Below are 26283 nucleotides of genomic sequence, written 5' to 3'. Positions count from 1 at the left end.
TTGACGTGGTCGCCCCGGTGGTCGAGCCGGTCGTCGATGTGGTCGCCCCGGTGGTCGAGCCCATCGTCGATGTCGTCGCCCCGGTCGTCGAGCCCATCGTCGATGTCGTCGCCCCGGTCGTCGAGCCCGTCGTCGACGTCGTCGCCCCGGTGGTCGAACCGGTGGTCGATATTATTGAAGTTCTTCCGCCGATAATTCCGCTACTTGGGGGTCTTTGAGTGCGGAGACCATGGCCCCATCGCGTGATCGGAGCAGCCGACTAGGCCTCGTCCTCGCCGCGCTGGTCGCGCTGTCGGCAATCCTGTTCTCCGCCGTCGCCCTGTTCGACCCGGTGGAGGATGCCCTGACCGCGCGCCGCGCCGAGCTGCTGACGCGCCCGCCGACCGGTGACATCGCAATCGTCGAGATCGACGCGCGCAGCCTCGCCGAGCTGCGCAGCTGGCCCTGGCCGCGGCGCTATCACGCCGAGGTCGTCCGCGAACTCGACCGGGCAGGGGCGTCGATCATCGCGTTCGACATTGATTTCAGCGCGCGGTCCGCCGGCGGGGACGAAGACCTGGCGGCGGCCATCCGCGCCGCCGACCATGTCGTGTTGCCGATCTTCGAGCAGCGCTCGTCGGGCCGCGCGGGCGACCGTCAGATCATTTCGACCAGGCCCGACCAGGCGTTCGCCGGCGCCTGGGTCGGCGGCGTCAATATTTTTCCCGACAGCGACGGGCTGGTCCGCCAATATCCCGCGGCGACGCTCATCGACGGGGCAATCCAGCCATCGATCGCCACCCTCGTTGCCGAACGGGATACGCTCGGGGACCAAAGCTTCCAGCCCGACTGGGCGATCGATCCGGCGCGCATCCCGCGCTATTCGTTCGTCGACGTCATGCGCGGCCGGGTGTCGCCCGACCGGTTCCGCGGCAAGCGGGTGTTGATCGGGGCGACCGCGGTCGAGCTCGGCGACCGCTACGCCGTCCCGCGCTACGGGGTGGTGCCCGGCGTCGTCGTCCAGGCGCTCGCCGCGGAATCCTTGCTGCAGGGCCGCGCGATCCAGCGCACCGGTGCGTTTCCGACGATTATCGGGGTCTTGCTGCTGGCCTTCCTGCTCAGGCCGCGGCCACTACAGCGACCCGGTCGCTATGCGGCGCTGGTTGCCGCGATCCTCGCCATCCTCGTGGTGGGGCCGGCCTTCGCGCAGAATCTGTGGCCGGTCTCGATCGATTCCGCCGCATGGCTCTACACCACGCTCGCCGCGGCCGGCGTCCAGGCCGGCGTCGAAGCCCGCCGCCGGCTCCGCATCCGCGCCGAGACCGATGCCGACAGCGGCCTCCCCAACCGCGCGATGCTCGAGCTTGCGCTGGCCAAGGCGGAACCGCCGCCGCCGGTGCTGGTGACCGCCGGGATCGAGCGCTTCGAGCCGATCCGCGACGGCATCGGCCTGGCCGCCACCAACGAAATGCTGCGCAATGTCGCGGAGCTGATCGCGGGCGTGGTCAAGGGCGATGTGTACCGCATCGCTCCCGACGTCATCGCCTGGCTGCAAGCCGACGGCGACCAGCTCCAGGCGAGTTTGCGGGGCATTCACTCGGCCCTGCGTGCGCCGGTCGGCACCCAGGCCGGCGCGATCGACGTGACCCTCACCCTCGGCCTCGAGCGGGACGAGGGCGGCGCGGCCGCGGTCCTGCGCATCGAACGGGCGCTGTCGGCGATCAACACGGCGCGCGCCACCGGCAAGCCGCACGCGTGGTACAGTGGCTCCAACCCGCAGCTGCGCCGGCAGCTGACGATGATGAGCGACCTGCGCCAGGCGATGGACAGCGGCGGGCTGCGCCTCGCCTACCAACCCAAGCTATTGCTCGCGACCGGGCGAATATCCGACGCCGAGGCGTTGGTCCGCTGGCCCGAAGGCGGCGTTTCGCCCGATGAATTCATTCCGCTGGCTGAGACCACCGGGGTGATCCGCGAAGTCACCGCCTTTGCATTGCGGACGGCCATGGCGGATCTCGCGCGCTGGGCGCGGGACGGCGTGGAGCTGCGGATCGCGGTCAACGTCTCGGCCGTCGACCTCGCCAGCCCCGATTTCGCCGAAACCGTCGGCGCCATCCAGGACCAGTTCCAGGTGCCGCCGTCGCGGCTCACGCTGGAGGTCACTGAAAGCGCGCTGATCCGCTCGCCCGCCGAGGCGGTAGCCACGCTCGTGGCGTTGCGCGAGCGCGGTGTCAGGCTCGCCGTCGACGACTATGGGACCGGCCAGTCGACGCTCTCGTACCTCAAGCATTTGCCGGTCCACGAGCTCAAGATCGACAAGAGTTTCGTCACCGCGCTGACCACCAGCGACAGCGACGCGATCATGGTCCGCTCGACGATCAATCTCGCCCACGAACTGGGGTTGGAGGTGGTCGCCGAGGGCGTCGAGGACCGCGCCACGCTCGACCTGCTGCGCGAATTGGGATGCGACTATGCGCAGGGCTTCTTTATCGGCAAGGCGGTCGACCCGGGCGAAATCGCGGCAATGGCCAAAGCGGCGGAGCGGTGACTGCAGCAGGTAGCGTGAGCCTAGTCGCGTCGCGAGGTGCGGGTGCGACGGCCGGTCGAGCTATCGCCGGTCCGCACGCGCAATTGGGGATGGCGCGCCCGTGAGGATTCGAACCCCCGTCGCCGGATGGCGACTAACCAACAACCAGAGGTTCGCATGCGCAATTGGGGAAATGGCGCACCCGAGAGGATTCGAACCTCTGACCTACGCCTTCGGAGGGCGCCACTCTATCCAGCTGAGCTACGGGTGCGTGGGGGTTCGCTTAGCGGGGCAGGGGCGGGCGGGCAAGGCGGCGCTCCTCACGCCGCCTTCACGCCGCCTTCACGCCGCGGTGAACCTTGCCGCCTCCGCGCTGCCCGCGGTGGCGTCGCCGGGCGAGTAGCTGTGCGCTCCCGTGCCGGCGAGGCCGCCACCCTGGACGATCAGATATTCGTCGCGGATCGGGGTCCCGGCGAGGAAGCATTCGAGCACCTCGCGCACCCCCGCCGCATAGCGCGCCTGCGCCGACAGGCTGGTGCCCGAGATGTGCGGGGTCATGCCCTCGTGGGGCATGCTCCGCCACGGATGGTCGCGCGGCGCCGGCTGGGGGAACCACACGTCGCCGGCATAGCCCGCCAGCTGCCCCGTCTCGAGCGCGGCGACCACCGCGTCGCGGTCGACAATCTTGCCGCGCGCGGTGTTGACCAGATACGCCCCGCGCTTCATCCGCCCGATCATCTCGTGGTCGAACAGGTTTTCGGTCTCGGGGTGAAGCGGGCAGTTGATGGTCACCACGTCGCACACCCCGACCATCGCCTCGACGCTGTCGTGCCAGGTCACGCTGAGCTCCTTCTCGACCGCCTCGGGCAGCCGGTGGCGGTCGAAGTAATGGAGGTGCACGTCGAACGGCTTCAGGCGCCGCAGCACCGCGGCGCCGATCCGCCCCGCGGCGACGGTGCCGACATGCATCCCCTCGACGTCGTAACTGCGCGCGACGCAGTCGGCGATGTTCCACCCGCCCTTGCGCACCCAGTCGTGCGACGGGAGATAATTGCGCACTAGGCTCAGGATCATCATCACGACATGCTCGGCGACGCTGATCGAGTTGCAATAAGTGACTTCGGCGACCGTGATGTTGCGCGCGATCGCGGCGGCGAGGTCGACATGGTCGGAGCCGATTCCGGCGGTCAAAGCGAGCTTCAGATTGGGCGCCTTGGCGATCCGCTCGGCGGTCAGATAGGCCGGCCAGAACGGCTGCGAGATGACCACGTCGGCATCGGCCAGATGCTGCTCGAATTCGCTGTCCGGCCCGTCCTTGTCGGACGTCACCACCAATGTATGCCCCTCGCGTTCGAGGAAGCGCCGCAAGCCCAATTCGCCCGACACGCAGCCGAGCAATTCGCCGGGGGTGAAGTCGAGTTCGCGCGGCGTCGGGAGGGTGGTTCCGCCTGGATAACAGGTAACCGTCGGCAGGTCGTCGCGCGGATATGAGTCGGGCATCCCGCCGATCGGGTCGTCGTAAAGGACACAGACGATCTTGGCCATGCGAGCCTCCTGCACTGAGTCGGGCCGCTGGTTTAATCCGGTTCCGCGCGAAGAGCGATTCAGGCACGCAGGAAGTCGGCGAGCTCGGCGTGCAGCATTGCCCGCGCCGAGCCGACTACCATCCCGACATGCCCGGCGGCGATGTCGCGCGTCGCGCCGACCGGCGCGGTGCCGGCGGGCGCAATGCGGTCGTTGGCGGCGGTCAGGTGAAGCACGGGCACGTCGAGCGCCTCGACGATCCGCCGCCCGCCGATTGTCCACGTGCCCGCGCCCGGCAAATCGGCGCCGAACAAATCCTCGATCAGCTCGCGCGCGGCGGGGAACGGCAGCGCCTCGCCCTCATTCGCCCAATCCTCGAGCGCCGCGAAGCGCCGCGCCTTGGCGCCGCCGCGCTCGAGGCTCGCAAACTCGGCGAACTTGGCCACGGTGCGCGCCGGGTCGAGCGACCAGAACGCCGCCTGCAGCACTTCCATCGGCAATGCGCCGAAGCCGCGCGCGGCGGGGCGGGCTTCGCGCCACATTGTTTGCAACGCACTGCGCGCATCATCTGGGTAGCGTGCGAAATGCCAGGGGGCGGCGAGGGTTGCTACGCGTTCGACGGGTAGGAGGTTGGCCGCGGCGAGGGCCATCGTGCCGCCGAGGCAATAGCCGACCAGCGCCGCGCGCTCGCCGACCGCGCCGATCAGCGGCACCAGCACTTCGCCGACATGCGCCGAGACGTCGAGCATCGCGCGCCCGCGCGCCTCGCCCCAGTCGAGCAGCAAGGCGCGCCGCCCCATCCCCGCCACCGCGCCCGCCAGCGAGGTTTCGCGGTCGAGGTCGAGGATGTTGGGCGGGTTGATCAGCGACGGGATCAGCACCACCGGCGGGCCGCTGCCGCCATGGTCGCGCAGCGCCGCGCCGCCGACCCGCGCGATTTCCGGGCGCGGCTCGGCCGGCTCGGGGCGCACCGCATCGGCGTAGGCAGTCAGGCCCTTCAAGGCGGCGCGGGCGAGCGCGGGGTCGCTTTCCCCGGCCAGCCGCACCAGCTCGAGAAACAAGGGCAACGGCCGCGGTGAGTGTTCATGTTGCAGTGCACGATGCTCCGGTAGTAGGCTGGCCGGCAGGTCTCGGGAGCGGTCCATGGTGAAATCTTCGGGCAGGGTAACGATCAAGAAATACGCCAACCGGCGGCTATATGACACCGAAAGCTCGGCCTACATCACGCTCGACCGGCTCGCCGCGATGGTCCGCGAGGGGCGCGACTTCGAAGTGGTCGACGCCAAGAGCGGCGAGGACATCACGCGCACCGTGCTGACCCAGATCATCGTCGACGAGGAAGCGCGCGGCGAAACCATGCTGCCGTTGAAGTTCCTCAAGCAATTGATCGGGCTGTACGGCAATTCGGTGCAGGGCGCGGTGCCGCAATATCTCGAGGCCGCGATGGATGCCTTCCAGCGCAACCACAGCGCGATCCGCGACGCGTTCGGCGGCAACGTGCTGGCCGACATCGCCAAGCGCAACATGGCGATGTTCGAGGAGGCCAATCGCGCGTTCACCGCCCAGGCCGGGCTCGCGCCAAAAAAGCCCGCCGCCGCCGCCGCGGCGCCCGCCAAGAACGACAGCGAGGTCGAGCAATTGCGCAGGGAGCTCGCCTCGCTCCAGGCCAAAGTCGACAAGCTCGCGCGCTGACATGATGGTTTCAGTGCTGCTCGCCGCGCTCGCCGCGCAGGCCCCCGCTCAAACCGCGCCGGTCGCCCAGGCGCCGGCCGCCGCCGATTTCTCGACCGCGCCGGCGGCCGCCGGCAGCTGGTCGTACCGCACCGGCGCGGGCACCAGCCACGCGCAGTTCACCGACGCCACCGCCGCGCCGCGGCTGTCGGTCACGTGCACCCGCGCCACGCGCCGCGTCAGCATTGTACGCAGCGGGGTCGCGGCGCCGGTGACGGCGATGGCTCTGTGGACCAGCTCGCTCCAGCGCAGCGTCCCCGCGCGCGGCGATGCCGCGGCGATGACGCTGACCGCCGAGCTCGCCGCGTTCGACGGATTGCTCGATGCCATCGCGTTCAGCCGCGGGCGGTTCGTGGTGTGGGCGCAGGGCCTTGCCCCGCTGGTGCTGCCGCCGGCGCCGGAGGCGGCACGAGTGATCGAGGATTGCCGCAATTAATTTGCAAAACAAGTCTTGCGTTCGGACAAATGAAGACTCATGTTGTGGATGGTTTCAACACAGCGAAAGGAGGTGATCCGATGTCTCATGGTTCAGCAGAGGGGTCGGTCCATAACGTCGTTCAGGAGTTGGTGCTTTAGGCGCATCCTGACGGCTGGAACCTCCGGCCGCTGACCATGTCGAAGGGGATCGCCGTAACCCGGCGGTCCCCTTTAACATATCTGGATTTGTGCGATTGAATGGCGCAAATGCGCGCTCGCTGCGCAGCCGCAACGGAACCCTCGGGCGTTTAAAGTGTCTTTCTTGCAACCACAGGGAGGAATTTTGTGATGGCCAAGTCCACCACCCGTAAATCGTCGTCGAAATCCAAATCCTCGTCGTCGAACGATTCGACGATGGACAAGATCACCAAGGCCGCGATGAGCCGCGAGATGCTCGCCGCCGGCCTCGCCGCCGCCGCCGCCGCGATCAGCGCCAGCCCCAAGGCGCGCCGCGCGATCCGCGACGCCGGGCTCGATGCCGCCGACGCCGCTTCGTCCGCCGCGACCACCGCGATGTCGAGCGCGACGCGCCTGGGCTCGCTGATCGCCGAAGCGGTCGCCGACGCGGCGCAGCGCGTGATGTCGGGCAAATGGAGCGACGACGACAGCTCGAGCGGAAGCAGCTCGCGCGCGAAGAAACCCGCCGCGGCGCGCTCCACGACCAAGCGCAAGGCGCCCGCCAAGCGCAAGCCCGCCGCGCGCAAGAGCACCGCCGCGCGCAAGAGCACTGCCACGCGCAAGTCCGCGACGTCGCGCTCGGCGAGCGGCGCGAGCAAGACCGGCGCCGCCAAGGCCACGCGCACGGCGAAACCGCGCCGCACCGCCAAGCCGCGCCGTACCTCGACCACCCGCCGCACTCCGCCGAGCGGCGGCGGCAGCGGTGGTTCGGGCGGCGGCGGCACCACGCCCGCCAACGGCTGATCGCGCCCATAAAATAATGGCCCGGCGTTCGCGCGCCGGGCCTTTTTTGTCGTTTAAACACCTGCCGCGCTTCGAAACTACGTCAAACCCGCACAGGCTGGGCCTCAAAGGCGGCTAGGTAAGGGCTGCGCTTCGTGAATGTCTGCCTTTGGGTGGAAAGCGGACATTAGCGCTGCGCTGAGCCGTCCTGCGCGCTGCTGCCACTGATTTCTCTTATCCCAAAAGCGAACTTTCCTTGACTCGTTGAGAAGAAGTCGTAGGCGTGACGTTGCGGACCGGGCCCCTCTGGCGGTCGTTCCTCCAACGACAGCGATGTCGGACCGCATCGGGATAGCTCTCGATGCAGGTTCTTGGCTGGTATGTTCTGCATCGCAGTGCCCCCGATCGATCCACATCGATGGGAGAGCGGCTATGAAAGACTTGTTCCACAGATTGACCCGAGCTCACCGGCTTCTCGACGACGAGATACGGAGCGAACTCAAACGTCGGTTCCCTAGCAACATCAAGCTCCTGCGCCTCAAGAAGCTGCGTCTGGCCGTCAAGGACCGCCTTCACGCCCGCTTGAGCGGCAGGAAACTGGTCATGCAGACCGGCTTATGACTTGAACTTTCGGACTTGGCTCACCCGCCCTGAACGGGACGCGAGCTTGGGCGCAGGGGAAGGGCGAGGGACATGCCCTCGCCCCGAACCCTCTTATGCAAGCGGATGCTGGTTTCTAGCGTCAACAATACAAGGATAGGATTATGAGCGACCAACAAACTGCAGCAATGCTCTGCCCCCTCGACAGGACCGCCCTGGTGATGTCGGAGCGACAGGGCATCGAGATCGACTATTGCCCGTCCTGCCGGGGCGTCTGGCTCGATCGTGGCGAACTCGACAAGATACTGGAGCGGAGCGCGGCTGAGAGTGAACCGGCTCGTCCGCCGGCCGTGCCAACATTGGGCGGGCGCGAGGACTATTCTCGATCGCGCGACTATGGTCACCGCGACTTTGGCGATGACAGAGGCAATCGCCACGGCGGACACCGCAAACCTAAGTCTTTTCTGTCCGAATTATTCGACTGATGCTGCTCCGCCGCCGACCCGATTGGCGGCGGAGCCTGTTCGGCATCGCGGTCACGGGACCATAATCCACGCGAATGAATATCGTGGGCAGCGATGTTCTGTTCCCAATGCGAAAAGGTGTTTTTAATGGACCAGATGCTGGCACTGATGAACCAGCCCGCGGCGTGGGCGGCATTGGCGACGTTGTTGGTCATGGAGATCGTTCTCGGGATCGACAATCTAATCTTCATTTCGATCCTGTCGAACAAGCTGCCCGAAGCCCAGCGTCAAAAAGCCCGCCGTATCGGCATTTCAGTGGCGCTCGGGATGCGGCTGGCTTTATTGTCGATGATCGCCTGGCTGGTCGGACTCACTGCGCCAGTATTCGATCTTGGGCTGGTCGGTTCGTCTAGCTCGACCGGCGAGCCCAGCTTTGAGACCGTCTTCTCGTGGCGTGATTTAATTCTGATCGCTGGCGGGCTGTTTCTGGTGTGGAAGGCGACAAAGGAAATCCATCACAACGTCGACCCCGTGCCCAACAAAGACATGTTCGACACGTCCAGGGCAACGATCGGGTTCGGCGCGGTAATCGTCCAAATCCTGGTGCTCGACATGGTCTTCTCGATCGACTCAATTCTGACCGCCGTGGGAATGACCGATCATCTGCCGATCATGGTCATCGCCGTGGTCGTCGCCGTGATCGTGATGCTGGTCGCAGCCGATCCACTTGCCAACTTCATCCACGACAATCCGACGGTCGTGATGCTCGCACTGAGTTTTCTGCTGATGATCGGCGCAGTGCTAATTGCCGACGGGTTCGGGATTCATGTTCCCAAGGGGTATATCTATGTCGCCATGGCCTTCTCTGCAGGGGTCGAGGCACTCAATATCTTTGCAAGACGAAGGAAGGCGTCGGCCAGCCCCCCGAACAAAGCTCGGCCGGTGGATCCAACATGACGTAGGCGGGAGTCTAGCGAAGCGACGTCGTCGCGCTGCTTCGCTGCTGTCCGCAATGGGTCGAAAGCGGACATTCGGCTAATATCCGTGCAATGGGTGGAAAGCGGAGTTAGTGCTGGCGGGCGTCGAGCGCGGTTGTGCTCTTCACCTTTAGCTCGTCCGGTTTCTACCCCATTTCGCTTCCCACAGGCCCAACGGCGTGACAGTCTCCCGATTCTCGATTTCGGCGGGAGATGACCGATGCGCTATTGGATCTGTGGAGTGCTGCTGGTGCTCGCAACATCGGCCCAGGGTCAGTCCTTCACCCCCATCGTCTCCAGCAATGGGCATGTCTGGTCCGTCGCCCCCGAAACGGCCAAGCAAAGCCGCAACAAGCTCAAGTTGTGGACGGAAACCAGATTCCCGGAAGCGGACCGCCTGGGAACCACATCGGTGCGCGACTTGCTCTCGGTCGATTGCGACATGATGACGCACCAGTCGCTACGAAGAATGTTCTACAACAAAGACTTGCTGGTAGGCGCGACGGGAATCCAGAAGCGAGAACATGCTGGGGGTGGGACGCCGGGCTACGCCTTTCTCTCCGAGATTTGCAGGATCTTCTAGCTCGCCGTCCTGTTCGCCGGGCGAGTTCCACGGCAACGCCTGGCCGAGGTATGTTGGCGCGGCCGAGGAGGCGGCGGGAGCGCACGCCGAACGGCGCCGACGTCTAACGTCTGCTGTGGGTGGAAAGCTGAAGTTACCTTCGGCTGTTGTCCCACTTGATGGCAGGAATCATCACGGCGTTCACAAAAACCCATGTTTCGAGCAGAAAGGCGATGTCGTGCAATCTTCCGTCGCGTAGCCAAATCCAGAGGGCCGCGATTAGCCACAGCAAAGTCGAAAGAAGCAACGAGAACAGCACGGCATACCGCCAGCTCGCCAAGACGACCATCTCGCGCGCATCGTAGCGAAGTTCGTCCTTGCTCATCCAACGAGTTGTGCCGCCGAACCCGGATGTCCGCAATGGGTCGGAAGCGGACATTAGGCCGGTGCTGTTTAATCGCGTTTTTGTGCGCCCTAATTCGCGGCTACCAGATGCGCACGCGCTGCGCCGGGGCCATGTAGAGCTTGTCGCCGGGCTGGACCTTGAACGCCGCGTACCACGGGTCGAAATTGCGCAGCACCGCGTTGATCCGCGCGAAATCGGGCGAGTGCGGGTCGGTCTGCATCAATTGGCGCAGGAACGCATCGCGATACTCGGTGCGCTGGTGCTGGGCGTAGCTGATGAAGAAGCGCTGGTCGCCGGTCAGCCCGTCGATCACCGGCGCCGGCTTGCCCTTGAGCGACAGATGATAGGCCTTGTAGGCCATCGACAAGCCGCCGAGGTCGCCGATGTTCTCGCCCAAGGTGAGCTTGCCGTTGACGCAGGTCTTGCCGCCGTCGAACGGGCAGATCGCGTCATATTGCGCGGCGAGCCTGGCGCCCAATTTGTCGAACGTCGCTTTGTCCTCGGGCGTCCACCAATTGTTGAGCGTGCCGCTGCCGTCGTAGCGCGAGCCGTTGTCGTCGAAGCCGTGGCCGATCTCGTGGCCGATGGTCGCGCCGATCGCGCCGTAATTGACCGCCGCGTCCGCGGTCGGGCTGAAATTGGGCGCCTGCAAATAAGCCGCGGGATAGGCCATGTCGTTGGCGGTCGGCATGTAATAAGCGTTGACCGTCTGCGGGGTCAGCAGCCACTTGTCGCGGTCGACCGGCTTGCGCAGATCGTCGAGGTCCTTGGCCCATTGCCATTGCGCCGCCGCCAGCCGGTTGGTGATCGGGTCGCGCGCCGAAATCGCCAGCCCGTCATAGGTCTCGAACTTGTCGGGATAGCCGATCTTGACCGTCAGCGCGTCGAGCTTGGCCTTGGCCGCGGCGCGGGTCGCCGGGGTCATCCACGCGAGGTCCTTCAAATTTTCCGCCATCGCGAGGCGCAAATTGCCGACCAATTCCTCCATCGCGGCCTTGCTCGCGGGCGGGAAATGGCGCTCGACGTAGATTTTGCCGAGTGCTTCGCCGACGTTGCCTTCGACTTCGGACACCGCGCGCTGCCAGCGGTCGCGCTGCTTCTCGCGGCCCTGGAGATATTTGCCGAAGAACGCGAAATTGGCGTTGTCGATGTCGCTCGGCAGCAAATCGGCGCCGCCCGACAGCAGGCGCACCGTCATCCACGTCTTCCACGTGTCGAGCGGGGTCGCCATCGCCAATGCGAGCATCCCGGGGAAGCCGCCGCCCAGTTTGGCGCGCTCGGCCGCGGTCAGGCCGATCGTCTTGGCCTCGTCGTCGCTGGGCAGGACGTGGAGCACGTTGAAGCTGTCGGTCGGCAGGATGCCGCGCGCGTCGAGATAGCGCTTCAAGGGGAAATTGCCGCTCAGGCCGAGCAATTCGGCATGGCTCAGGCGGTTGGTGGTGAGCTGCGGGTTGCGCGCCACCGCGCGGTCCCACAGCACCGCCGCCATCTGCTTCTCGAGCGCGTAGACCGCCGCGGCGCCCGCCTTGGGGTCGGCGTGGCCGGCCTTGCCGAGGAGGAAGGTGACCAGCTCGAGATATTTGCCGCGCATCTCGATGTTGCGCGGATTGTCGACGAGGTAATTGTCGCGGTCGGGCAGGCCGAGCCCGCCGAGGCCGACGAACAAGGTGTTGCGGGTGGGGTCGCCTCGGTCGATGCTGACGAACTCGCCGAGCGGCGCGGGGTAGCCGTTGGTCGCCCACAGATCGGCGAGATCGTCGTAGCTCGCGACCGCGGCAATGCGGTCGAGGTACGGCTTGGCCGGGGCCATGCCGGCGGCGTTGATGGCGGCGGTGTCGAGGTAGGCGCGGTACATGTCGGCGACGCGCTGCTCGAGGCTGCCCGGTGGGTTCTGCCGCGCCGCAAGCTCGTCGATTATCGCGCGCACCTGACGCTCGGCGCCGATGCGCAAATTGGTGGTCACGCCGTAATAGGGATATTTGGCGGGGATCTCGTTGGCCGCTTTCCACTTGCCGTTGACGAACGCGTCGAAATCGTCGCCCGGCTTGACCGCGCGGTCGAGGTCGGCGGGATCGGCGCCCCAGCCGGGGAATTGCATCGGCGCCGGCTCGCTGTCGGCGGCGGGGGTTTGGGCGAAGGCCGGGCAGCCAAGGGCAAGCAGCGCGGCGCTGCCGAGCAGACAGAAACGAGTCATCGATGAATTCCCCACAGCGCTGAAAAGATCGGCGCAACCGGGCCGATCATCGCGCGCGCGCCAATGGGCTTTCGACGGACATGCGGCTGGCGTCGCCCAACCGCTGGAGTCAGGCCGCCTGGCCCTCGAACTGGAGGCGGGCGAGGCTGGCGTAGAGCCCGCCGGCGGCGGACAGTTCGGTGTGGGTGCCCTGCTCGACGATGCGGCCGTGGTCCATCACGATGATGCGGTCGGCGGCGCGCACGGTGGCGAGGCGGTGGGCGATGACGATCGTCGTGCGCTGGTCCATCAGGCGGTCGAGCGCGTCCTGCACCAGCCGCTCGCTGTGCGCGTCGAGCGCCGAGGTCGCCTCGTCGAGCAATAGCAGCGGGGCGTCGCGGCGGAGCAAAGCGCGGGCGATGGCGATGCGCTGGCGCTGGCCGCCCGAGAGGCGCGCGCCGCCTTCGCCCATGAAGGTGTCGAGCCCGTCGGGCAGCTCGCGCAGGAACGTCTCCGCATTGGCGTCGCGCGCCGCGGCCCAGATGTCGTCCTCCGACGCGTCCCAATTGCCGTAGCGGAGGTTGTCGCGGGCGGAGGCGGCGAAGATCACCACTTCCTGCGGCACCATCGCGATGCGCTGGCGGATGTCGGCGGGATCGGCGTCGGTCAGCGCGACGCCGTCGAGCAGCACGCGCCCGGCCTGGGGGTCGTAGAAGCGCTGGGCGAGCTGGAACAGGGTGGTCTTGCCCGCGCCCGACGGCCCGACCACCGCGAGCTTCTCGTTGGGCTTCACCGCCAGCGTGAAGTCGTGCAGCGCCGACACTTCGGGCCGCGTCGGGTAGCGGAACTCGACGCCCTCGAAGCGCAGGTCGCCGCGCGCGGGGAGGGGCAGGGCAATCGGGTTGGCGGGCGCCTTGATCGTGGTCTCGGCGCGCAGCAATTCGTTGAGCCGCTCGGATGCCCCCGCCGCGCGCAGCAGATCGCCATAGACTTCGCTGAGCGCGCCGAACGCGCCGGCGAGCAAGCCGCCGTAGAGCACGAACGCGGCGATCGTCCCGCCGGTCATCCGCCCCGCCGAGACGTCGACCGCGCCCTGCCAGATGATCAGAGTGATCGACGAGAACATCAAGGCGATGACGATCGCCGACATGATCGCGCGCAGCAGGATGCGGCGCTTGGCGACCGCGAACACGGTCTCGGTGGCGGCGGTGAAGCGCTGCGCCTCGCGGCTCTGCTGGTTGAACGCCTGGACGATCTTCATCGCGCCGAGCACTTCGCTGGTCATCGTCCCGACGTCGGCGATGCGGTCCTGGCTCTTGACCGAGATCGAGCGGATGCGGCGGCCGAGGAACACCAAAGGCAGCACGATCAGCGGGATGCCGAGCAGCAGCAGCCCGGCGAGCTTGGGCGCGAGCAGGAACAAGATCACCGCGCAGGCGGTGCCCATCACCAGGTTGCGCAGCGCGACCGAGATGGTGGTGCCGACGGTCTGCTCGATGATCGTGGTGTCGACGGTGATCCGGCTGGTGATCTCGGCCGGGCGGTTCTCCTCGAAGAAGCCGGGGGCGAGGCGCAGCAAATTGCGGTGCACCGCGAGGCGGATGTCGGCGACCACCCGCTCGCCGATCCACGACACGAAGTAGAAGCGCACGGCGGTGGCGAGCGCCATCACGATCACCAGCAGCAGGAGATATTCGAACCAGCGCGCGATATCGCCCTGGCCGGAGAAGCCGCGGTCGATGATCAGCTTGAATGCGTAGGGCACTCCCGAGGTCGCTCCGGCGGCGACCAGCAGCGCGGTGCCGGCGGCGGCCAGCCGCCATGGGTAATGCAGCGCATAGCGCCACACCATCTTGAGGCCGGACAGGCTTTTCGCCTTGGGCGGTTCGGGTCTGGCGGCCATCTCGGAGCCGCCTAGCAGTGTGGCGCGCAGGCCTCAATCGCCGCGCGCGGCATATCGCACTGCACCATTCAGCTTGCCGCGGGAGCGTTTGGCCGCCACATCGGTTGTTGACCCGCCACGCCCGAAGGAATCTGAATGCTTTACGACGCCTATGAGGTCCAGCGCTCATTCCTGGCGGGGGCGAGCAAATGGGCCGGTCTCGGCGCCGGATGGCTCAACAACCCGTCCAACCCCTTGTCCTACAACGGAATGAGCCCGCTGGTCGCGGCGGGGCTCGACGTCTTCGCCCATGCCTCGGCGCCGCGCGGCAAGCCCGAATTCGGGCTCGCGACCACCACCGTCGGGCGCAAGCAGGTCGCGGTCCATGAGGAAATCGTCGGCCGCAAGCCGTTCGGGCAATTGAAGCATTTCGTCCGCGAGGGCGCTCCCGCCGACCAGCCCAAGCTGCTGATCGTCGCCCCGATGTCGGGCCATTACGCGACCCTGCTGCGCGGCACCGTCGAGCGGCTGCTGCCGCGCCACGACATCTACATTACCGACTGGCGCGACGCGAAGCGCGTGCCGCTGGCCGACGGCGACTTCGATCTCGACGATTATATCGATTATCTGATCGAGTGGACCGCGCTGATCGGCGAGGCCGGCGGCGAGCGCCCGCACGTCCTCGCAGTGTGCCAGCCCGCCGTCCCGGCGTTCGCCGCGACCGCGCTGATGAACGGCACCAGGCACCAATGGCGGCCGCGCTCGCTGACCATGATGGGCGGGCCGATCGATACCCGCCAGGCGCCGACCGCGGTGAACACCTTGGCCACCCAGCGTCCGCACAGCTGGTTCTCGAGCAACGCCATCGCGGTGGTGCCGATGCTCTACCCGGGCTCGGGCCGCCGCGTTTACCCCGGCTTCCTCCAGCTCGCCGGGTTCATGACGATGAACCTCGGCAGCCACCTCGTCAGCCATTGGGAAATGTTCAAGCATCTCGTCGTCGGCGACGAGGAAAGCGCCGATTCGACCCGCGATTTCTACGACGAGTATCGCTCGATCGCCGACATGACCGCCGAATTCTATCTGCAGACGGTCGACGTGGTGTTCCAGCGCCATCTGCTGCCCAAGGGCAAGTTGATGCACCGCGGCCGCCGCGTCGATCCCGCCGCGATCCGCGACACCGCTTTGCTGGCGATCGAGGGCGAGCGCGACGACATCTCGGGGGTCGGCCAGACCAAGGCCGCGCTGACCATCGCCAGCAAGCTGCCGGCGGCGAAGAAGCAATATTTCCTCGCCCCCGACGTCGGCCACTACGGCATCTTCAACGGCCGCAAGTGGCGCGAGAAGATCGCCCCCGTGGTCGAGAAATGGATCGCCGCCAATATCCGCTGAGCGGCGCGCCTAGAGCCGGTCCATCCTGAGCCAGCGCGGATCGCCGAGCCAGGCGCTTTTCAGCTCCGCTTCCGCCGCCGCCGCCTTGTCACCTTGTCCGAGCGAACGCTCCGCCGCGGCCAGCCCATACAGCGCCCAGCCGTTCCTGGGCGATTGCGCGAGCGCGGCGGCAAAGGCGTCGCGCGCCTCGCCGTGCTTGCCCGCCCGGTACAAAGCGGCCCCGAGCGATTGGTGCACCGGATAATACCAGAAGGGCGGCTCCATGTAGGGGATCTTCGCTTCGACGGCGGCCGCCGCGCGGTAGCCGTCGGCGGCAGCGGCGAAGCGGCCGTTGGCATAATTCCACCGTGCCCGCGCCACCGCTTCGGCGAGCTCGAGCAGCTGCGGGGCGGGGACGCCCTGGGCGACCATCGGCTTGAACGCGTCCGATTCGCGCAGCGCACGCAACGCGGCGAGCTCGCGCTCGAAGCCCGCCCGGTTGCGCTGCCGGGCCTGGGCCAGCGCGCGGGCGTAAAAGCGCATCGCGGTGGGGTAGGGCAGGCGGACGTCGGGCGCGGGCATCGCCAGCACCTGGGCCGGCGAGGCGAACTGCGCGGCGGCGAAGAACGGCGCGGCGTTGACCGCCTGGATCCAGGCGATCTTGGCGCTGGTTTCGGGGTCGAGCAGGCGCGACAGCTTGCGCGCTTCGCGGATCGCGGTCGGCAGGTCGCCGGCCATTTGCGCCGAGGTGACGATGAAGTGGACGTTGTGCGGATAGTAGCCGTAGCGCACCAGCCCCTGGTCGCCGCTGGCCGCGATCCACGCTTCGTCGGCGCGCGCCGCGGCGATGTTGGAGCGGATCGAATCCTGCCACCGGCCGAGCCGGAAATAGATGTGCGCCGGCATGTGGACGAGGTGTCCGGCGGCGGGCGCCAGCGGCCGGTTGAGCCGATCGGCGGCGGCTTCGGCATGCTTGGGGTCGGGCCCGTTTTCCATCAGGTGGATGTACAGATGCGCGGCCTGGGGATGGTCGGGAGAGCGCGCCATCACCGCCTCGACCAGCCGCACCGCCTCGGCGATGCGCGGGTTAGGCGATTTGTCGGCCTGCCAATAATCCCACGGCCGCGTGTTCATCGCCGACTCGGCGGCGAGTAGCGCGAGGTCGTCATGCTCCGGATGCGCGGTGGCGGCGGCGAGCATGGCATCGGCGAACGCCGCATCGAGCGCCGGCCGGTCGGCGGCGGGATCGGGCGAGTAGCGCTTGACCATCGCCGCGGTCAGCGCCCGCTCGACCGGCTGGGCGCCGCGCGCGAGCCAATTGGCGTAGAGCGCGACGCCGACCGCGCGGGCGTTGGTCGCGGGGTCCATCGGCGCGTTGATGTTGGGGCCGTGCGCGAACGCCTCGCCCCACCAGCACATCGCGCACGCGGGATCGAGCCGCTGCGCCTCGCGGAACGAGGCGATCGCCGCGGCGTGGTTGAAGCCGTAGGCGTAGCCGAGCCCCTGGGTGAAATAGCGCTGCGCCAGCGGGTTGGCGGTGGTGATCGGGAAATTGATCTGGCCGAGGCCGTCGCTGAGCGGGATGCTGGCGGGCACGTCGCTGGTCACGGCCGCCGCCGACATCGTCAGCATCGCGCGCATCGCATGCCCGCGGTGGAATCCGCTGGCGGATTGCACCGGCGGCGACACATGGTGCGGGACGGGCGGGCCACCCGCCGCGTTGGTCGCCTGGCTTGACGCGGCACCCCCGGCGGCGCCGAACGCCAACCCGATGATGACCAATTTTGCGCGGTTCATCGCCAACTCCCCCAAGTCAGATGAGCAGCGCTTCTAGCACAGTCTGCGGCCGCGCTAAACGAGCACGCGGAACTTGATCAGGGGCGTTGCGGCCACGACGAGCCGAGCGCCGCGGCTTCCTTTTTCCACAAATGGCGGATGCCCTCGCCGAGCAATCTCGGGACGACGGTATAATGGTCCTCGCCCGAATAGACCCGCGTCTCGAGGGTCAGCGACTGGTAGCCGCGCAGGTGCAGCGTCTCGGCGAATCTGGCGGTGCCGCTGGCGATCCCCGACACCGCGAGGAAATATTCGTCGACCTCGGCCCCGCCGACCCCGACGAACAGGTCGACGTCGAGGTCCTTGTGGCGCGCGGCAAACGCCTGCTCGGCCTTGAACACCGCGCCCGCGACCCCGTTCACATAGGGACTGCCGAGGATCATTTTTTGGAATGCGCCGGGGCGCTGGAACATCGCATAGGCCGCGAGCATCCCGCCCGCCGAATGGCCGAACAAAGCATGCTCGCCCGAAAAACGGTAGCGCGCGGCGAGCATCGGCCGCAGCTCGTCGACCAGCAGGCCGAGAAAATCGTCGGCGCGTTGGGGGAAGTCGGGGATCGGCGCCAGCGCGGTGAACTTCTCGCCGTTCAGCCCCGGCGGCGCATAGCCCTTGCCCGGCGGCGAATATTCCATGATCCGCCGGCTCACCCCGGCCAGGCCGTCGGCGGCCGGGCTGCCGACGCCGATCACGATCATCTCGGGGGCATGGTTGCCGATCACCAGCGTGTCGAGCGTGCCGACCGCGAGCCGCGTCATCAGCGGCCCGTCGAGCACCCACAGCACCGGATATGTGCGCCGCGGCAGCGCGGCGTAGCTCGCAGGGAGCGCGATGGTCAGCTCATGGTCGTAGGCGAATTTCTTGCCGCGCACGCGCTCCGGCGCGAGCAGGTCCATGTTGGCCCGCGCCCCCTCGACCAGGGCCAACTGCGGATTGGCCGAAGCCGGCGCGGCGAGGCTCACGGCGGCGAGCGCGGCGATCAAATGAAGCAGTCTCATGCGCGCGAGACTGTATTAACGTAGCAATACAGTCAAGCAGCTACATTTTGCGCATCTTGACCGTGCCCAGCATGGTCAGCGCGATCCCGCTGGCGAGCGCGGCGGCGACCGCCGCGGCGATCATCGCCGCGTGGAACCCGCCGATCAGCGCCGCGCCCGATGCGCCGAGCACCGCGCCGAGCAATGCCGTCGCGATCAACCCGCCGGTGCGCGCCACCGCGCTGTTGAACCCCGACGCCATCCCGACATGCTGTTCCTCGACCGAGCCGAGCACCGACGAGGTCAGCGGCGCGACCGCGATCGCCATCCCCACCGCCATCACCGCGATCGCCGGGAACGCGCCAATCCAATAGTCGCTGCCGACATCGATCCGCCGCGCCAGCAGCATCCCCGCGGCGACCACCAGCGGCCCGATGGTCAGCGGCAGCCTCGGCCCCATCCGCGCCGCCAGCGCCCCCATCGGCGGCGAGCCGACCGCAATCAGGATCGGCAGCGGAAGCAAGGCCAGCCCCGCCTGCACCGGCGAGTAACCGCCGCCCGCGATCAGCACGTAGGGGATCAGCAGCATCGCCGCACCGAACGCGCCGTAGAGCAGGAAGGTGAACAGGTTGAGCCCGGCAAAGCAGCGCCCGGTGAACATATCGAGCGGCATCATCGCCGCGCGCCCACGGCGGTGTTCGACCCACAAGAAACCGGCGGTCATCGCCACGCCGGCCGCCGCGGCGATCACCGCGCCGCGCGACCACGATCCGTACGCCGACCACAGGGTCAGCGCATAGGTCAGCCCGCCGAGCCCGCCGGTGGCGAGCAGCGCGCCGGCATAATCGGTGCGTCCGGCGCCGGCGTCGTGGCTCTCCGTCATGAACAGCACAGCGAGCAGGATCGCCGCGGCCGCCAGCGGGAGGTTGATGTAGAAGATCGCCGGCCAGCCGACATTGTCGACCAGCCAGCCGCCGATCAGCGGCGCGATCGCGGCCGACCCGGCGCCCGCGGCGGCCCAGATCCCCACCGCGCGCCCGCGCCGCTCGCCCTCGTACGCCGCGTTGAGCAAGGCGAGGCTGTTGGGCAGCAGCATCGCCGCGCCGACCCCCTGCACCGCGCGGCCGGCGAGCAGCCAGGCGAGGTCGGGCGCGAGCGCGCAGGCGAGGCTCGCCGCGGCGAACAAGGCGGTCCCGCCGACCAGCATCCGGCGCCGCCCATAATGATCGCCGAGCGCGCCGCCGAGCAGCAGCAGCGCCGACAGCGGCAGCAAATAGGCGTTGACCACCCACTGCACCTGCTCGGCGCTGGCGCCGTAGCTGGCGCGGATCGCGGGCAGCGCGACGTTGAGCACCGAGCCCTCGACGAACGACAGGCTCGAGGCGAGGACGCACGCCGCCAGCGTCCAGCGCGGGTCGGGCCCGGCGCGCGAACCGGTGCGCCTGGCAGCGCTCATTCAGCGGCGGCGATCGACGCCTCGATCATGCGCTGCCACTGCGCGCCGTCGCCGGCGCTGGCCGCGGCCGCATCGGGCTCGCGGATCGCGTGGAGCACCGCCAGCGCCTGGTTGCGGTGGGTGCGCCAATGCTCGTCGACATGCGCGCCGGCCGAGCTTTCGCCGCCCTCGGCGTTGGCGCTGATTTCCGCCGCGCACAGCACGCGGGCGATCCGTTCGACGAGGCTGGTAGTCGCGGTGCCGGTCATGCTTCCTCCTGTGTCGCCCCGTTCAATGCGCGTCGCGGAGCTAGGTTGCGGGCCGTTTGCCGTAGTCGAGCACGCGCTTCATCATGCGCCGGGCAGACAGCACCAGCCACAGCGACGCGATGACCAGGATCAGCGCGATCAGCGCCGCCGCGATCGGGTTGGCGATGGCCAAAGCGAGCAGCCCGCCGGTGGCGACGTCCTCGGCGGTCGAGACGACGATGTTGGAGAACGGCTCGGGGCTGGCGTTGACCATCGCCCGCGCCCCCGCCTTGCCGGCATGGGCGACGAATGCCGCGCCGCCGCCGAGCAAAAAGCTGCCGATCTGCCACGCCGGGTCGCCGGCATCGACAATCGCCAGGCTCAGCAGCGCGCCGCCCAACGGCCGGACGACCGAGTGCACCGCGTCCCACGCGCTGTCGACCCAGGCGATCTTGTCGGCGAAGAATTCGGCCAATGCGCCCGCTGCGGCGATCCCGATCAGCCAGTTATTGGCGAGCACGTCGAGCGCGGCGAGCCGCTCGGGCAAGTCGATCCACCCGAACTTCATCGCCAGCCCGGTGACGAAGGTGACGAGGTAAAGGCGCCAACCTGCAAGCAGGCTGACCGAAGAGGCGAGGGCGATCAGTTCGACGGCGTCCATCAACTACAGCACCTCGAACAGGCCCGCCGCGCCCATGCCGCCGCCGACGCACATCGTCACCATCACGTATTTGACCCCGCGGCGCTTGCCTTCGATCAGCGCGTGGCCGGTCATCCGCGCGCCCGACATGCCGTACGGGTGGCCGATCGAGATCGCCCCGCCGTCGACGTTCATGCGGTCGTCGGGGATGCCGAGCTTGTCCTGGATGTACAGCACCTGGACCGCGAACGCCTCGTTCAATTCCCACAGCCCGATGTCGTCGGCCTTGAGCCCGAACCGCTCGAGCAATTTGGGCACCGCGAACACCGGGCCGATGCCCATTTCGTCGGGCTCGGTGCCCGCCACCGCCATCCCGATGTAGCGCCCGAGCGGCTCGATCCCGCGCTTTTCCGCCAGCGCGGCGTCCATCACCACGCACGCCGAGGCGCCGTCGCTCAACTGGCTGGCGTTGCCGGCGGTGATCATCCCCTCGGGCCCGACCACCGGCTGCAGCGAGGACAGCCCCTCGAGCGTGGTCTCGGGCCGGTTGCCCTCGTCCTTGGCGAGCGTGACCTCCTTCATCGAGATCGCGCCGGTCTCCTTGTCCTTGACGCCCATGGTGGCGGTGACGGGGACGATCTCGGCGTCGAAGCGGCCTTGCTGCTGGGCGGCGGCGGTGCGCTGCTGCGATTGCAGCGCATAAGCGTCCTGGCGGTCGCGGCCGACGCCGTAGCGCTTGCCGACTACCTCGGCGGTGCCGATCATCGGCATGTAGACGTCCTTGTGCATCGCCACCAGTTCGGGGTCGGCGCCCAGCCGCATCTCGGGGGTCTGGACCATCGAGATGCTCTCCACCCCGCCGGCGACGCAGATCGGCATGCGGTCGACGATGACCTGCTTGGCGGCGGTCGCGATCGCCATCAGCCCCGACGCGCACTGGCGGTCGATCGACATGCCGGCGACGGTCACCGGCAGGCCCGCGCGCAATGCCGCGGTGCGCCCGATGGTCGCCTGCACGCCCTGCTGCAGCGCGGCGCCGATGATCACGTCGTCGATTTCGGCGGGGTCGACCTTGGCGCGCTCGACGGCGGCGCGGATGGCGTGCGCGGCGAGCGTCGGCGACGGCGTCGCGTTGAACGCCCCGCGATAGGCGCGGCCGATCGGCGTGCGGGCGGTGGAAACGATAACGGCGTCGCGGACGGACATGTCTTTCTCCTAAACGAACAGCAGGCCGAGCCAGACGGCGGTCAGCGCGGGTTTGTCGCCGCCTTCTATCTCGACGGTGACGGTGTGGCGAACGAGGATTTGCCCCGGCGCCTTGTCCTCCACCGAGTCAAGCGTGAAGCGGCCGCGCACGCGCTGCCCGGCGCGCACCGGGGCGATGAAGCGGACCCGGTCGAGCCCGTAATTGACCGCCATCTTGAGCGTGTCCGGCACCTGCATCGCCTCGGCCGCCATCCGGCTCAGCATCGCCAGGCTGAGGAAGCCATGCGCGATCGTCCCGCCGAACGGGGTGCGCGCCGCCGCCTCGGGGTCGACATGGATGAACTGGCGGTCCTCGGTGGCGTCGGCGAACGCGGTGATGCGGTCCTGGTCGAGCGTCAGCCACGACGACACGCCGATTTCCTCGCCGATTTTCGCGCGGATGTCATCGAGGCTCGCGACGGGCATCAGCAAAACTCCATCAGAACGGCGCCGGCGGGGCGGGGAGGTCGGAGGCGCGGACCAGTTCGAGCCCGTCGGCCGCGAGCCGCTCGATCAGCCCGCGCAGCACGTCCGAGCGGTTCAATGCGATGCGGTTGTTGTCGCGCGCGGCGTCGTCATAGACCAGCTCGTGGCTGATCGCGCCCGAGCCGACCCCGGTCAGCGCGCAGCGCACCAGCTTGCATCCCTTCTGCTCGTCGACCGCGGCGGCGGCGACCGCCTCGATCCGCGGCAAATCGGCCGCCGGGCTCTCGCTGTGGACCGAGAAATGCAGCGTCATCCGCCGCGCCTTGGCCTGTGCGAGGTTGTGGATCTCGCGCTCCAATAATTTGGTGTTGGCCATGATCAACTGCTCGCCGGTCAGCGAGCGCAGCCGCGTGGTCTTGAGCCCGATGCGTTCGACCGTGCCGGTGCTGGTGTCGTAGCGAATGGTGTCGCCGCGCTTGAACGGCTTGTCGAACAGGATCGCGAGCGCCGCGAACAGGTCGGAAAAAATGCCCTGCGCGGCGAGCCCGATGGCGATGCCGCCGATCCCCAGCCCGGCGACGAGCGCGGTGACGTTGACGCCCAGATTGTCGAGGATGAAGATGATCGCCAGCGCGAACAGCGCAATGCTAACGAGGACCCGGATAACGCCGGCGGCATTGCCCAGCGCGGTTTCCCCCGGCGCATCGCCGACCCGGTGGCCGATCACGCCCAAAATCAGCTCGCGCCCCCACACCGCCGCCTGCAGCGCAAAGGCGATGATGAAGGCGATGTCGATCAGCCGCGCCAGCCGCGCCGGCGGGTTGGCATAGGTGGCGACGATGTCGAGCGCCGCGAAAATCATGAAGGCGATGCTGGTCTTGGCCAGCACCCGCCCGACCACCGCGCGCCAGCTGTGCATCGCGGGGTCGGCAGTGCTGACCCGCTCGCCGATGTGGCGCAGCACCAGCATCACCGCGACCAGTCCGGCGGCGACGGCGATGCCGAGCAGCAGCGCCTCGCTATTGGCCTCGAGCCAAGCGGGGAAGCTTCTCCAGTCGTCGAGGCGGTCGCGCATCGCCGCCGTCATGGCGGCAGCGGCAGAAGCGATCAAGCCGCCGCTTTCTCTTGCGCCGCTGCGGCCGTGGCCTGCTCGGCGGCCTTGGCCTTGCGCCGCCGCGCGCGCTTGCCGCCGCGCGCGAGATAGTCGAGCAGCCCGACCTCGCTCGACGACAGCCGTGTTTTGGCGCGCGGCCGCTCCATCCCGTCGAGCGGGTCGCGCGGCGCCTCCTTGACCGCTTCCAGCAGCGCCGGGTGGACATAGGCCTTGCGGCTCATCGCGACGGTGTTGCCGAGCGCCTCGGCGACCGGCTCGACCACCGTCTTGACCGTGATCCGCGCGTCGTCGGCCTTCCTCAGCAACTGGTCGAACGCGATCACGCTCGCCCCCCAGGTGCGGAAATGCTTGGCGGTGAACTCGCCGCCGCTGGCGTCCTTGATGTAATCGTTGACGTCGCCCGAGCCGATCGGCCTGGGCTCGCCGTCGTCGCCGACATATTGGAACAGCATCTGGCCGGGCAGCTCCTGGCAGCGCTTGACGATGCGCTTCAAATTGCTGTCGCTGATCTTCACCTCGTGGACGATGCCGTGCTTGCCGGCGAACCGCATCATCAGCTTCGATCCCTTGCGGCGGAGGTGGCGACTGCGCAGCGTGGTCGCGCCGAAGCTCTTGTTGTCCTTGGCATATTGCTCATTGCCGATGCGGATATACTCGGTGTCGAGCAGCCGCACGATCGCCGCCAGCACCGCCTCGCGGTCGAGCTTGCGGCGTTTGAGGTCCTGCTCGACCCGCCGCCGCAATTTGGGCAGCGCTTTGCCGAACTCGAGCAGGCCGTCGTATTTGGCGGCGTCGCGGCGCTCGCGGAAGGCGGCGTGATAGCGGTATTGCTTGCGCCCGCGGGCGTCGATCCCGGTCGCCTGCAGATGCCCGCACGGGTCGGCGCAGAACCACGCGTCGGTGTAGGCAGGGGGCAAGGCCAGCGCGTTGAGGCGGTCGATTTCGTCGCGCTCGGTGATGCGCTTGCCCTCGGCGTCGAAATAGCCCCACGCGGATTTGATCCGCTTGCGGGTGATGCCGGGTTCGCTATCGGACGAGTGACGCAACATGGCGGCCCAATGAGCCGCGCGGGTGCGAAGTTCCGGATGGGGCCAAGCGAATGACGATTAAGGGCAAGACCGTGCTGATCATGGCCAGCGACGGCTTCGAGGAATCGGAGCTGTTCGGCCCGCGCGAGATTTTGCGCGGGGAGGGCGCGACGGTGGTCCTGGCGGCACCGACGCCGAGCCCGATCCAGGCCACCGTCCACGACGACCCCGGCCGCACCATCCGCCCCGATCTCGTCATTGCCGACGCCAAGGCGGAAAATTTCGACGCGCTGCTCCTCCCCGGGGGCGTGCGCAACCCCGACACCTTGCGCCTTAATGGCGATGCGACCGCGCTGATCCGCGCCTTCGCCGCCGCGCAAAAACCGATCGCCGCGATCTGCCACGGGCCGTGGCTGCTGGTTGAGGCCGATGTGCTGCGCGGCCGCCGCGCGACCTGCTGGCCATCGATCCGCACCGACCTCGCCAACGCCGGCGCCTTGCTCGAGGACGCGCCCGCGGTGACCGACGGCAATCTCGTCACCAGCCGCAAGCCCGAGGACATCACGGCCTTCACCGAAGCTTTGATAGAACTGCTCGCCTAAACCCGCTGGCAAGGTTTTGTATTTATCCCCGCTGATATGGGGACCGGTCGGGCACAGCGCGCATTCGAGGCGGCAATTTCGGCGATCGCGGCGGCTTGCCTCGCCGCGGCGGTGGCGTTCGCCGCGTTCAAGATCGGCGGGCAGGGGCAGCGCGCGATGGCCGCGGCCGCGGCGGGTTTTGTTGTGGTGTTTTTCGCGGCGCGCCATTTGCTCGCGCGCATCGGCAGTGAGCCGCGTGCGCTGCCGCTGCCGGACTTCGTCCCCGCCGAGCTCGGCCCCGGCTGGGCCGCGTTTCCCGATGAATTGCTGCTCACCGCCGAGATGGCGGTGATCGCGCCCGCGCCCGCGCCGCTGCCGGCGGACGACGCCCTGGTGCTCGACGACATCCTCACCGAGCTCGCCCCCGAATCGCGCGTGGTGCAGCTGTTCGAGCCCGCCGCAATGCCCACCGCGGGCGAGCTGCAGGCGCATATCGAGCGCCATTTGCACAATGGGCCGCCGCACTCACCGCCCGATGCCTCGGCCGATCTCCATGCCGCGCTCGAGGTGCTCCGCCGCTCGCTGCGCTGACGTGCCGGGCGGTGCGATCGCGTCCTAGTCGGCGACGGTCAGCGCCTCGATCGTCATCAGCAGCGAGCCATCGCGCCCGCGCAGCGGCGCCCCGCACACCGCGATATCGGCGACGATCAACCCCGGGATCGCGAACTCGGCGTCGCCCAGCCCGGCGCCCATCCGCCCGAACAAAGCTGCCGCGGTCGGCGCGGCGAGGCGCAGCCCGAATACGTGGCGCTCGCCGCTGATCGTCAGCGAATTCCACTCGGTCGAGCGGAAATCGCTGAGCAGTATCGTGTTTCTGAGCGCGCCCGCCCGCGCCAGCACCGCGCGCAGCAGCGCCGCTGCGGCCGGGGTCAGCCCGAGCGCCTTCACCGCCCGGTCTCGAGGAACGCCACGACCCGCGCCACGGTGCGCGGCCGCGGCTCGCGCCCCTTGCGCAGGTCGAACACGAAGCGCGGGTCGCCGAGGGCGATCCGGCCGAACGTGGTGGGAGCCGTGCGGCTCCGGTTGAGGAATTTTTCCACCTCTCGCAGCAAGTGCATATGCTATCCCCTAGTCAAATGCGACTCGGCTGCACACGCTTTCCCAACGCAATTCCTACTTGTCT

The 26283-nt window shown here is 68.0% G+C and carries 28 protein-coding genes and 1 tRNA gene; 12 read left to right on the top strand and 17 right to left on the bottom strand.

Annotation, left to right across the window (positions count from 1 at the left end; all coding sequences use genetic code 11):
- On the top strand, positions 1–218 hold a 218-nt coding region (locus tag RMP08_RS05835; protein WP_310468056.1), incomplete at its 5' end, for a hypothetical protein.
- Positions 219–229: 11 nt separating this feature from the next.
- The gene (locus RMP08_RS05830; RefSeq protein ID WP_310468055.1) at positions 230–2527 is read left to right on the top strand and encodes an EAL domain-containing protein; all 2298 of its coding nucleotides are present in this window, start codon (positions 230–232) and stop codon (positions 2525–2527) included.
- A gap of 173 nt (positions 2528–2700) precedes the next feature.
- Here RMP08_RS05830 and RMP08_RS05825 read toward each other — a convergent pair.
- From RMP08_RS05825 to RMP08_RS05815, 3 genes are all read right to left on the bottom strand, one after another.
- Positions 2701–2777, bottom strand: a tRNA-Arg gene (locus tag RMP08_RS05825).
- 71 nt (positions 2778–2848) lie between these two features.
- Entirely contained in the window at positions 2849–4051 is a 1203-nt protein-coding gene (locus RMP08_RS05820; protein ID WP_310468054.1) for an NAD-dependent formate dehydrogenase, read from the bottom strand.
- A gap of 59 nt (positions 4052–4110) precedes the next feature.
- Positions 4111–5097: an alpha/beta hydrolase gene (locus tag RMP08_RS05815; protein WP_310468053.1), complete on the bottom strand. Its 987-nt coding sequence runs from the start codon at positions 5095–5097 to the stop codon at positions 4111–4113.
- Positions 5098–5173: 76 nt separating this feature from the next.
- Here RMP08_RS05815 and phaR point away from each other — a divergent pair, with 76 nt between their 5' ends.
- From phaR to RMP08_RS05780, 7 genes are all read left to right on the top strand, one after another.
- Complete coding sequence (gene phaR, locus RMP08_RS05810; RefSeq protein ID WP_310468052.1) at positions 5174–5722, top strand: polyhydroxyalkanoate synthesis repressor PhaR; 549 nt, start codon at positions 5174–5176, stop codon at positions 5720–5722.
- A gap of 1 nt (position 5723) precedes the next feature.
- On the top strand, positions 5724–6197 hold the full coding sequence (locus RMP08_RS05805) for a hypothetical protein (protein WP_310468050.1): 474 nt from the start codon (positions 5724–5726) through the stop codon (positions 6195–6197).
- Between the two features lie 329 nt (positions 6198–6526).
- Positions 6527–7159, top strand: a complete 633-nt coding sequence (locus tag RMP08_RS05800) for a hypothetical protein (RefSeq protein ID WP_310468049.1) — start codon at positions 6527–6529, stop codon at positions 7157–7159.
- A 411-nt stretch (positions 7160–7570) separates the two neighbouring features.
- Positions 7571–7759 (top strand): DUF465 domain-containing protein, encoded by a 189-nt coding sequence (locus RMP08_RS05795; protein WP_310468048.1) that lies wholly within the window; start codon positions 7571–7573, stop codon positions 7757–7759.
- A gap of 143 nt (positions 7760–7902) precedes the next feature.
- Positions 7903–8223 carry a zf-TFIIB domain-containing protein gene (locus tag RMP08_RS05790; RefSeq protein ID WP_310468047.1) on the top strand — a complete coding sequence of 107 codons (321 nt, stop codon included), beginning with the start codon at positions 7903–7905 and terminating at the stop codon, positions 8221–8223.
- A 126-nt stretch (positions 8224–8349) separates the two neighbouring features.
- Entirely contained in the window at positions 8350–9159 is an 810-nt protein-coding gene (locus RMP08_RS05785; protein ID WP_310468046.1) for a TerC family protein, read from the top strand.
- 240 nt (positions 9160–9399) lie between these two features.
- Positions 9400–9762, top strand: coding sequence for a hypothetical protein (locus RMP08_RS05780; protein ID WP_310468045.1), 363 nt, complete (start codon positions 9400–9402; stop codon positions 9760–9762).
- Positions 9763–9895: 133 nt separating this feature from the next.
- Here the strand turns inward: RMP08_RS05780 and RMP08_RS05775 are convergent, their stop codons facing one another.
- The 3 genes from RMP08_RS05775 to RMP08_RS05765 form a co-directional block, all read right to left on the bottom strand.
- Positions 9896–10126, bottom strand: coding sequence for a hypothetical protein (locus RMP08_RS05775; protein ID WP_310468044.1), 231 nt, complete (start codon positions 10124–10126; stop codon positions 9896–9898).
- Positions 10127–10226: 100 nt separating this feature from the next.
- Positions 10227–12341, bottom strand: a complete 2115-nt coding sequence (locus RMP08_RS05770; protein ID WP_310468043.1) for a M13 family metallopeptidase — start codon at positions 12339–12341, stop codon at positions 10227–10229.
- Positions 12342–12450: 109 nt separating this feature from the next.
- Entirely contained in the window at positions 12451–14223 is a 1773-nt protein-coding gene (locus tag RMP08_RS05765; protein WP_310468042.1) for an ABC transporter transmembrane domain-containing protein, read from the bottom strand.
- Between the two features lie 135 nt (positions 14224–14358).
- Here RMP08_RS05765 and RMP08_RS05760 point away from each other — a divergent pair, with 135 nt between their 5' ends.
- Entirely contained in the window at positions 14359–15594 is a 1236-nt protein-coding gene (locus RMP08_RS05760) for a polyhydroxyalkanoate depolymerase (protein WP_310468041.1), read from the top strand.
- 9 nt (positions 15595–15603) lie between these two features.
- On the opposite strand, the gene RMP08_RS05755 is transcribed toward RMP08_RS05760, so the two are convergent.
- From RMP08_RS05755 to RMP08_RS05715, 9 genes are all read right to left on the bottom strand, one after another.
- The gene (locus RMP08_RS05755; protein ID WP_310468040.1) at positions 15604–17370 is read right to left on the bottom strand and encodes a tetratricopeptide repeat protein; all 1767 of its coding nucleotides are present in this window, start codon (positions 17368–17370) and stop codon (positions 15604–15606) included.
- Positions 17371–17447: 77 nt separating this feature from the next.
- The gene (locus RMP08_RS05750; protein ID WP_310468039.1) at positions 17448–18404 is read right to left on the bottom strand and encodes an alpha/beta hydrolase-fold protein; all 957 of its coding nucleotides are present in this window, start codon (positions 18402–18404) and stop codon (positions 17448–17450) included.
- Positions 18405–18444: 40 nt separating this feature from the next.
- Positions 18445–19839: an MFS transporter gene (locus RMP08_RS05745; RefSeq protein ID WP_310468038.1), complete on the bottom strand. Its 1395-nt coding sequence runs from the start codon at positions 19837–19839 to the stop codon at positions 18445–18447.
- Complete coding sequence (locus tag RMP08_RS05740) at positions 19836–20087, bottom strand: hypothetical protein (RefSeq protein ID WP_310468037.1); 252 nt, start codon at positions 20085–20087, stop codon at positions 19836–19838. Before RMP08_RS05740 ends, RMP08_RS05745 begins: the two co-directional genes overlap by 4 nt.
- A 40-nt stretch (positions 20088–20127) precedes the next feature.
- On the bottom strand, positions 20128–20727 hold the full coding sequence (locus tag RMP08_RS05735; RefSeq protein ID WP_310468036.1) for a DUF4126 domain-containing protein: 600 nt from the start codon (positions 20725–20727) through the stop codon (positions 20128–20130).
- Between the two features lie 3 nt (positions 20728–20730).
- Complete coding sequence (locus RMP08_RS05730; protein WP_310468035.1) at positions 20731–21912, bottom strand: acetyl-CoA C-acyltransferase; 1182 nt, start codon at positions 21910–21912, stop codon at positions 20731–20733.
- 9 nt (positions 21913–21921) lie between these two features.
- On the bottom strand, positions 21922–22377 hold the full coding sequence (locus RMP08_RS05725; RefSeq protein WP_310468034.1) for a MaoC family dehydratase: 456 nt from the start codon (positions 22375–22377) through the stop codon (positions 21922–21924).
- 13 nt (positions 22378–22390) lie between these two features.
- Positions 22391–23464, bottom strand: coding sequence for a mechanosensitive ion channel domain-containing protein (locus RMP08_RS05720; protein WP_310468033.1), 1074 nt, complete (start codon positions 23462–23464; stop codon positions 22391–22393).
- 20 nt (positions 23465–23484) lie between these two features.
- Positions 23485–24540, bottom strand: coding sequence for a DNA topoisomerase IB (locus RMP08_RS05715; RefSeq protein WP_310468032.1), 1056 nt, complete (start codon positions 24538–24540; stop codon positions 23485–23487).
- 50 nt (positions 24541–24590) lie between these two features.
- Here RMP08_RS05715 and RMP08_RS05710 point away from each other — a divergent pair, with 50 nt between their 5' ends.
- Together RMP08_RS05710 and RMP08_RS05705 are read left to right on the top strand one after the other, a co-directional pair.
- On the top strand, positions 24591–25121 hold the full coding sequence (locus tag RMP08_RS05710; protein WP_310468031.1) for a type 1 glutamine amidotransferase domain-containing protein: 531 nt from the start codon (positions 24591–24593) through the stop codon (positions 25119–25121).
- A gap of 36 nt (positions 25122–25157) precedes the next feature.
- Positions 25158–25691, top strand: a complete 534-nt coding sequence (locus RMP08_RS05705) for a hypothetical protein (RefSeq protein WP_310468030.1) — start codon at positions 25158–25160, stop codon at positions 25689–25691.
- A gap of 24 nt (positions 25692–25715) precedes the next feature.
- Here the strand turns inward: RMP08_RS05705 and RMP08_RS05700 are convergent, their stop codons facing one another.
- Both RMP08_RS05700 and RMP08_RS05695 read right to left on the bottom strand, forming a co-directional pair.
- Positions 25716–26048 carry a hypothetical protein gene (locus RMP08_RS05700; RefSeq protein WP_310468029.1) on the bottom strand — a complete coding sequence of 111 codons (333 nt, stop codon included), beginning with the start codon at positions 26046–26048 and terminating at the stop codon, positions 25716–25718.
- On the bottom strand, positions 26045–26218 hold the full coding sequence (locus RMP08_RS05695; RefSeq protein ID WP_310468028.1) for a hypothetical protein: 174 nt from the start codon (positions 26216–26218) through the stop codon (positions 26045–26047). The genes RMP08_RS05700 and RMP08_RS05695 overlap by 4 nt, the downstream gene beginning before the upstream one ends.
- Positions 26219–26283: the final 65 nt, after the last annotated feature.

Origin of the sequence: Sphingomonas sp., from assembly GCF_031426035.1 — a bacterium.
GTDB lineage: Bacteria > Pseudomonadota > Alphaproteobacteria > Sphingomonadales > Sphingomonadaceae > Sphingomicrobium.
This window is presented reverse-complemented; position numbering and strand designations above follow the sequence as displayed.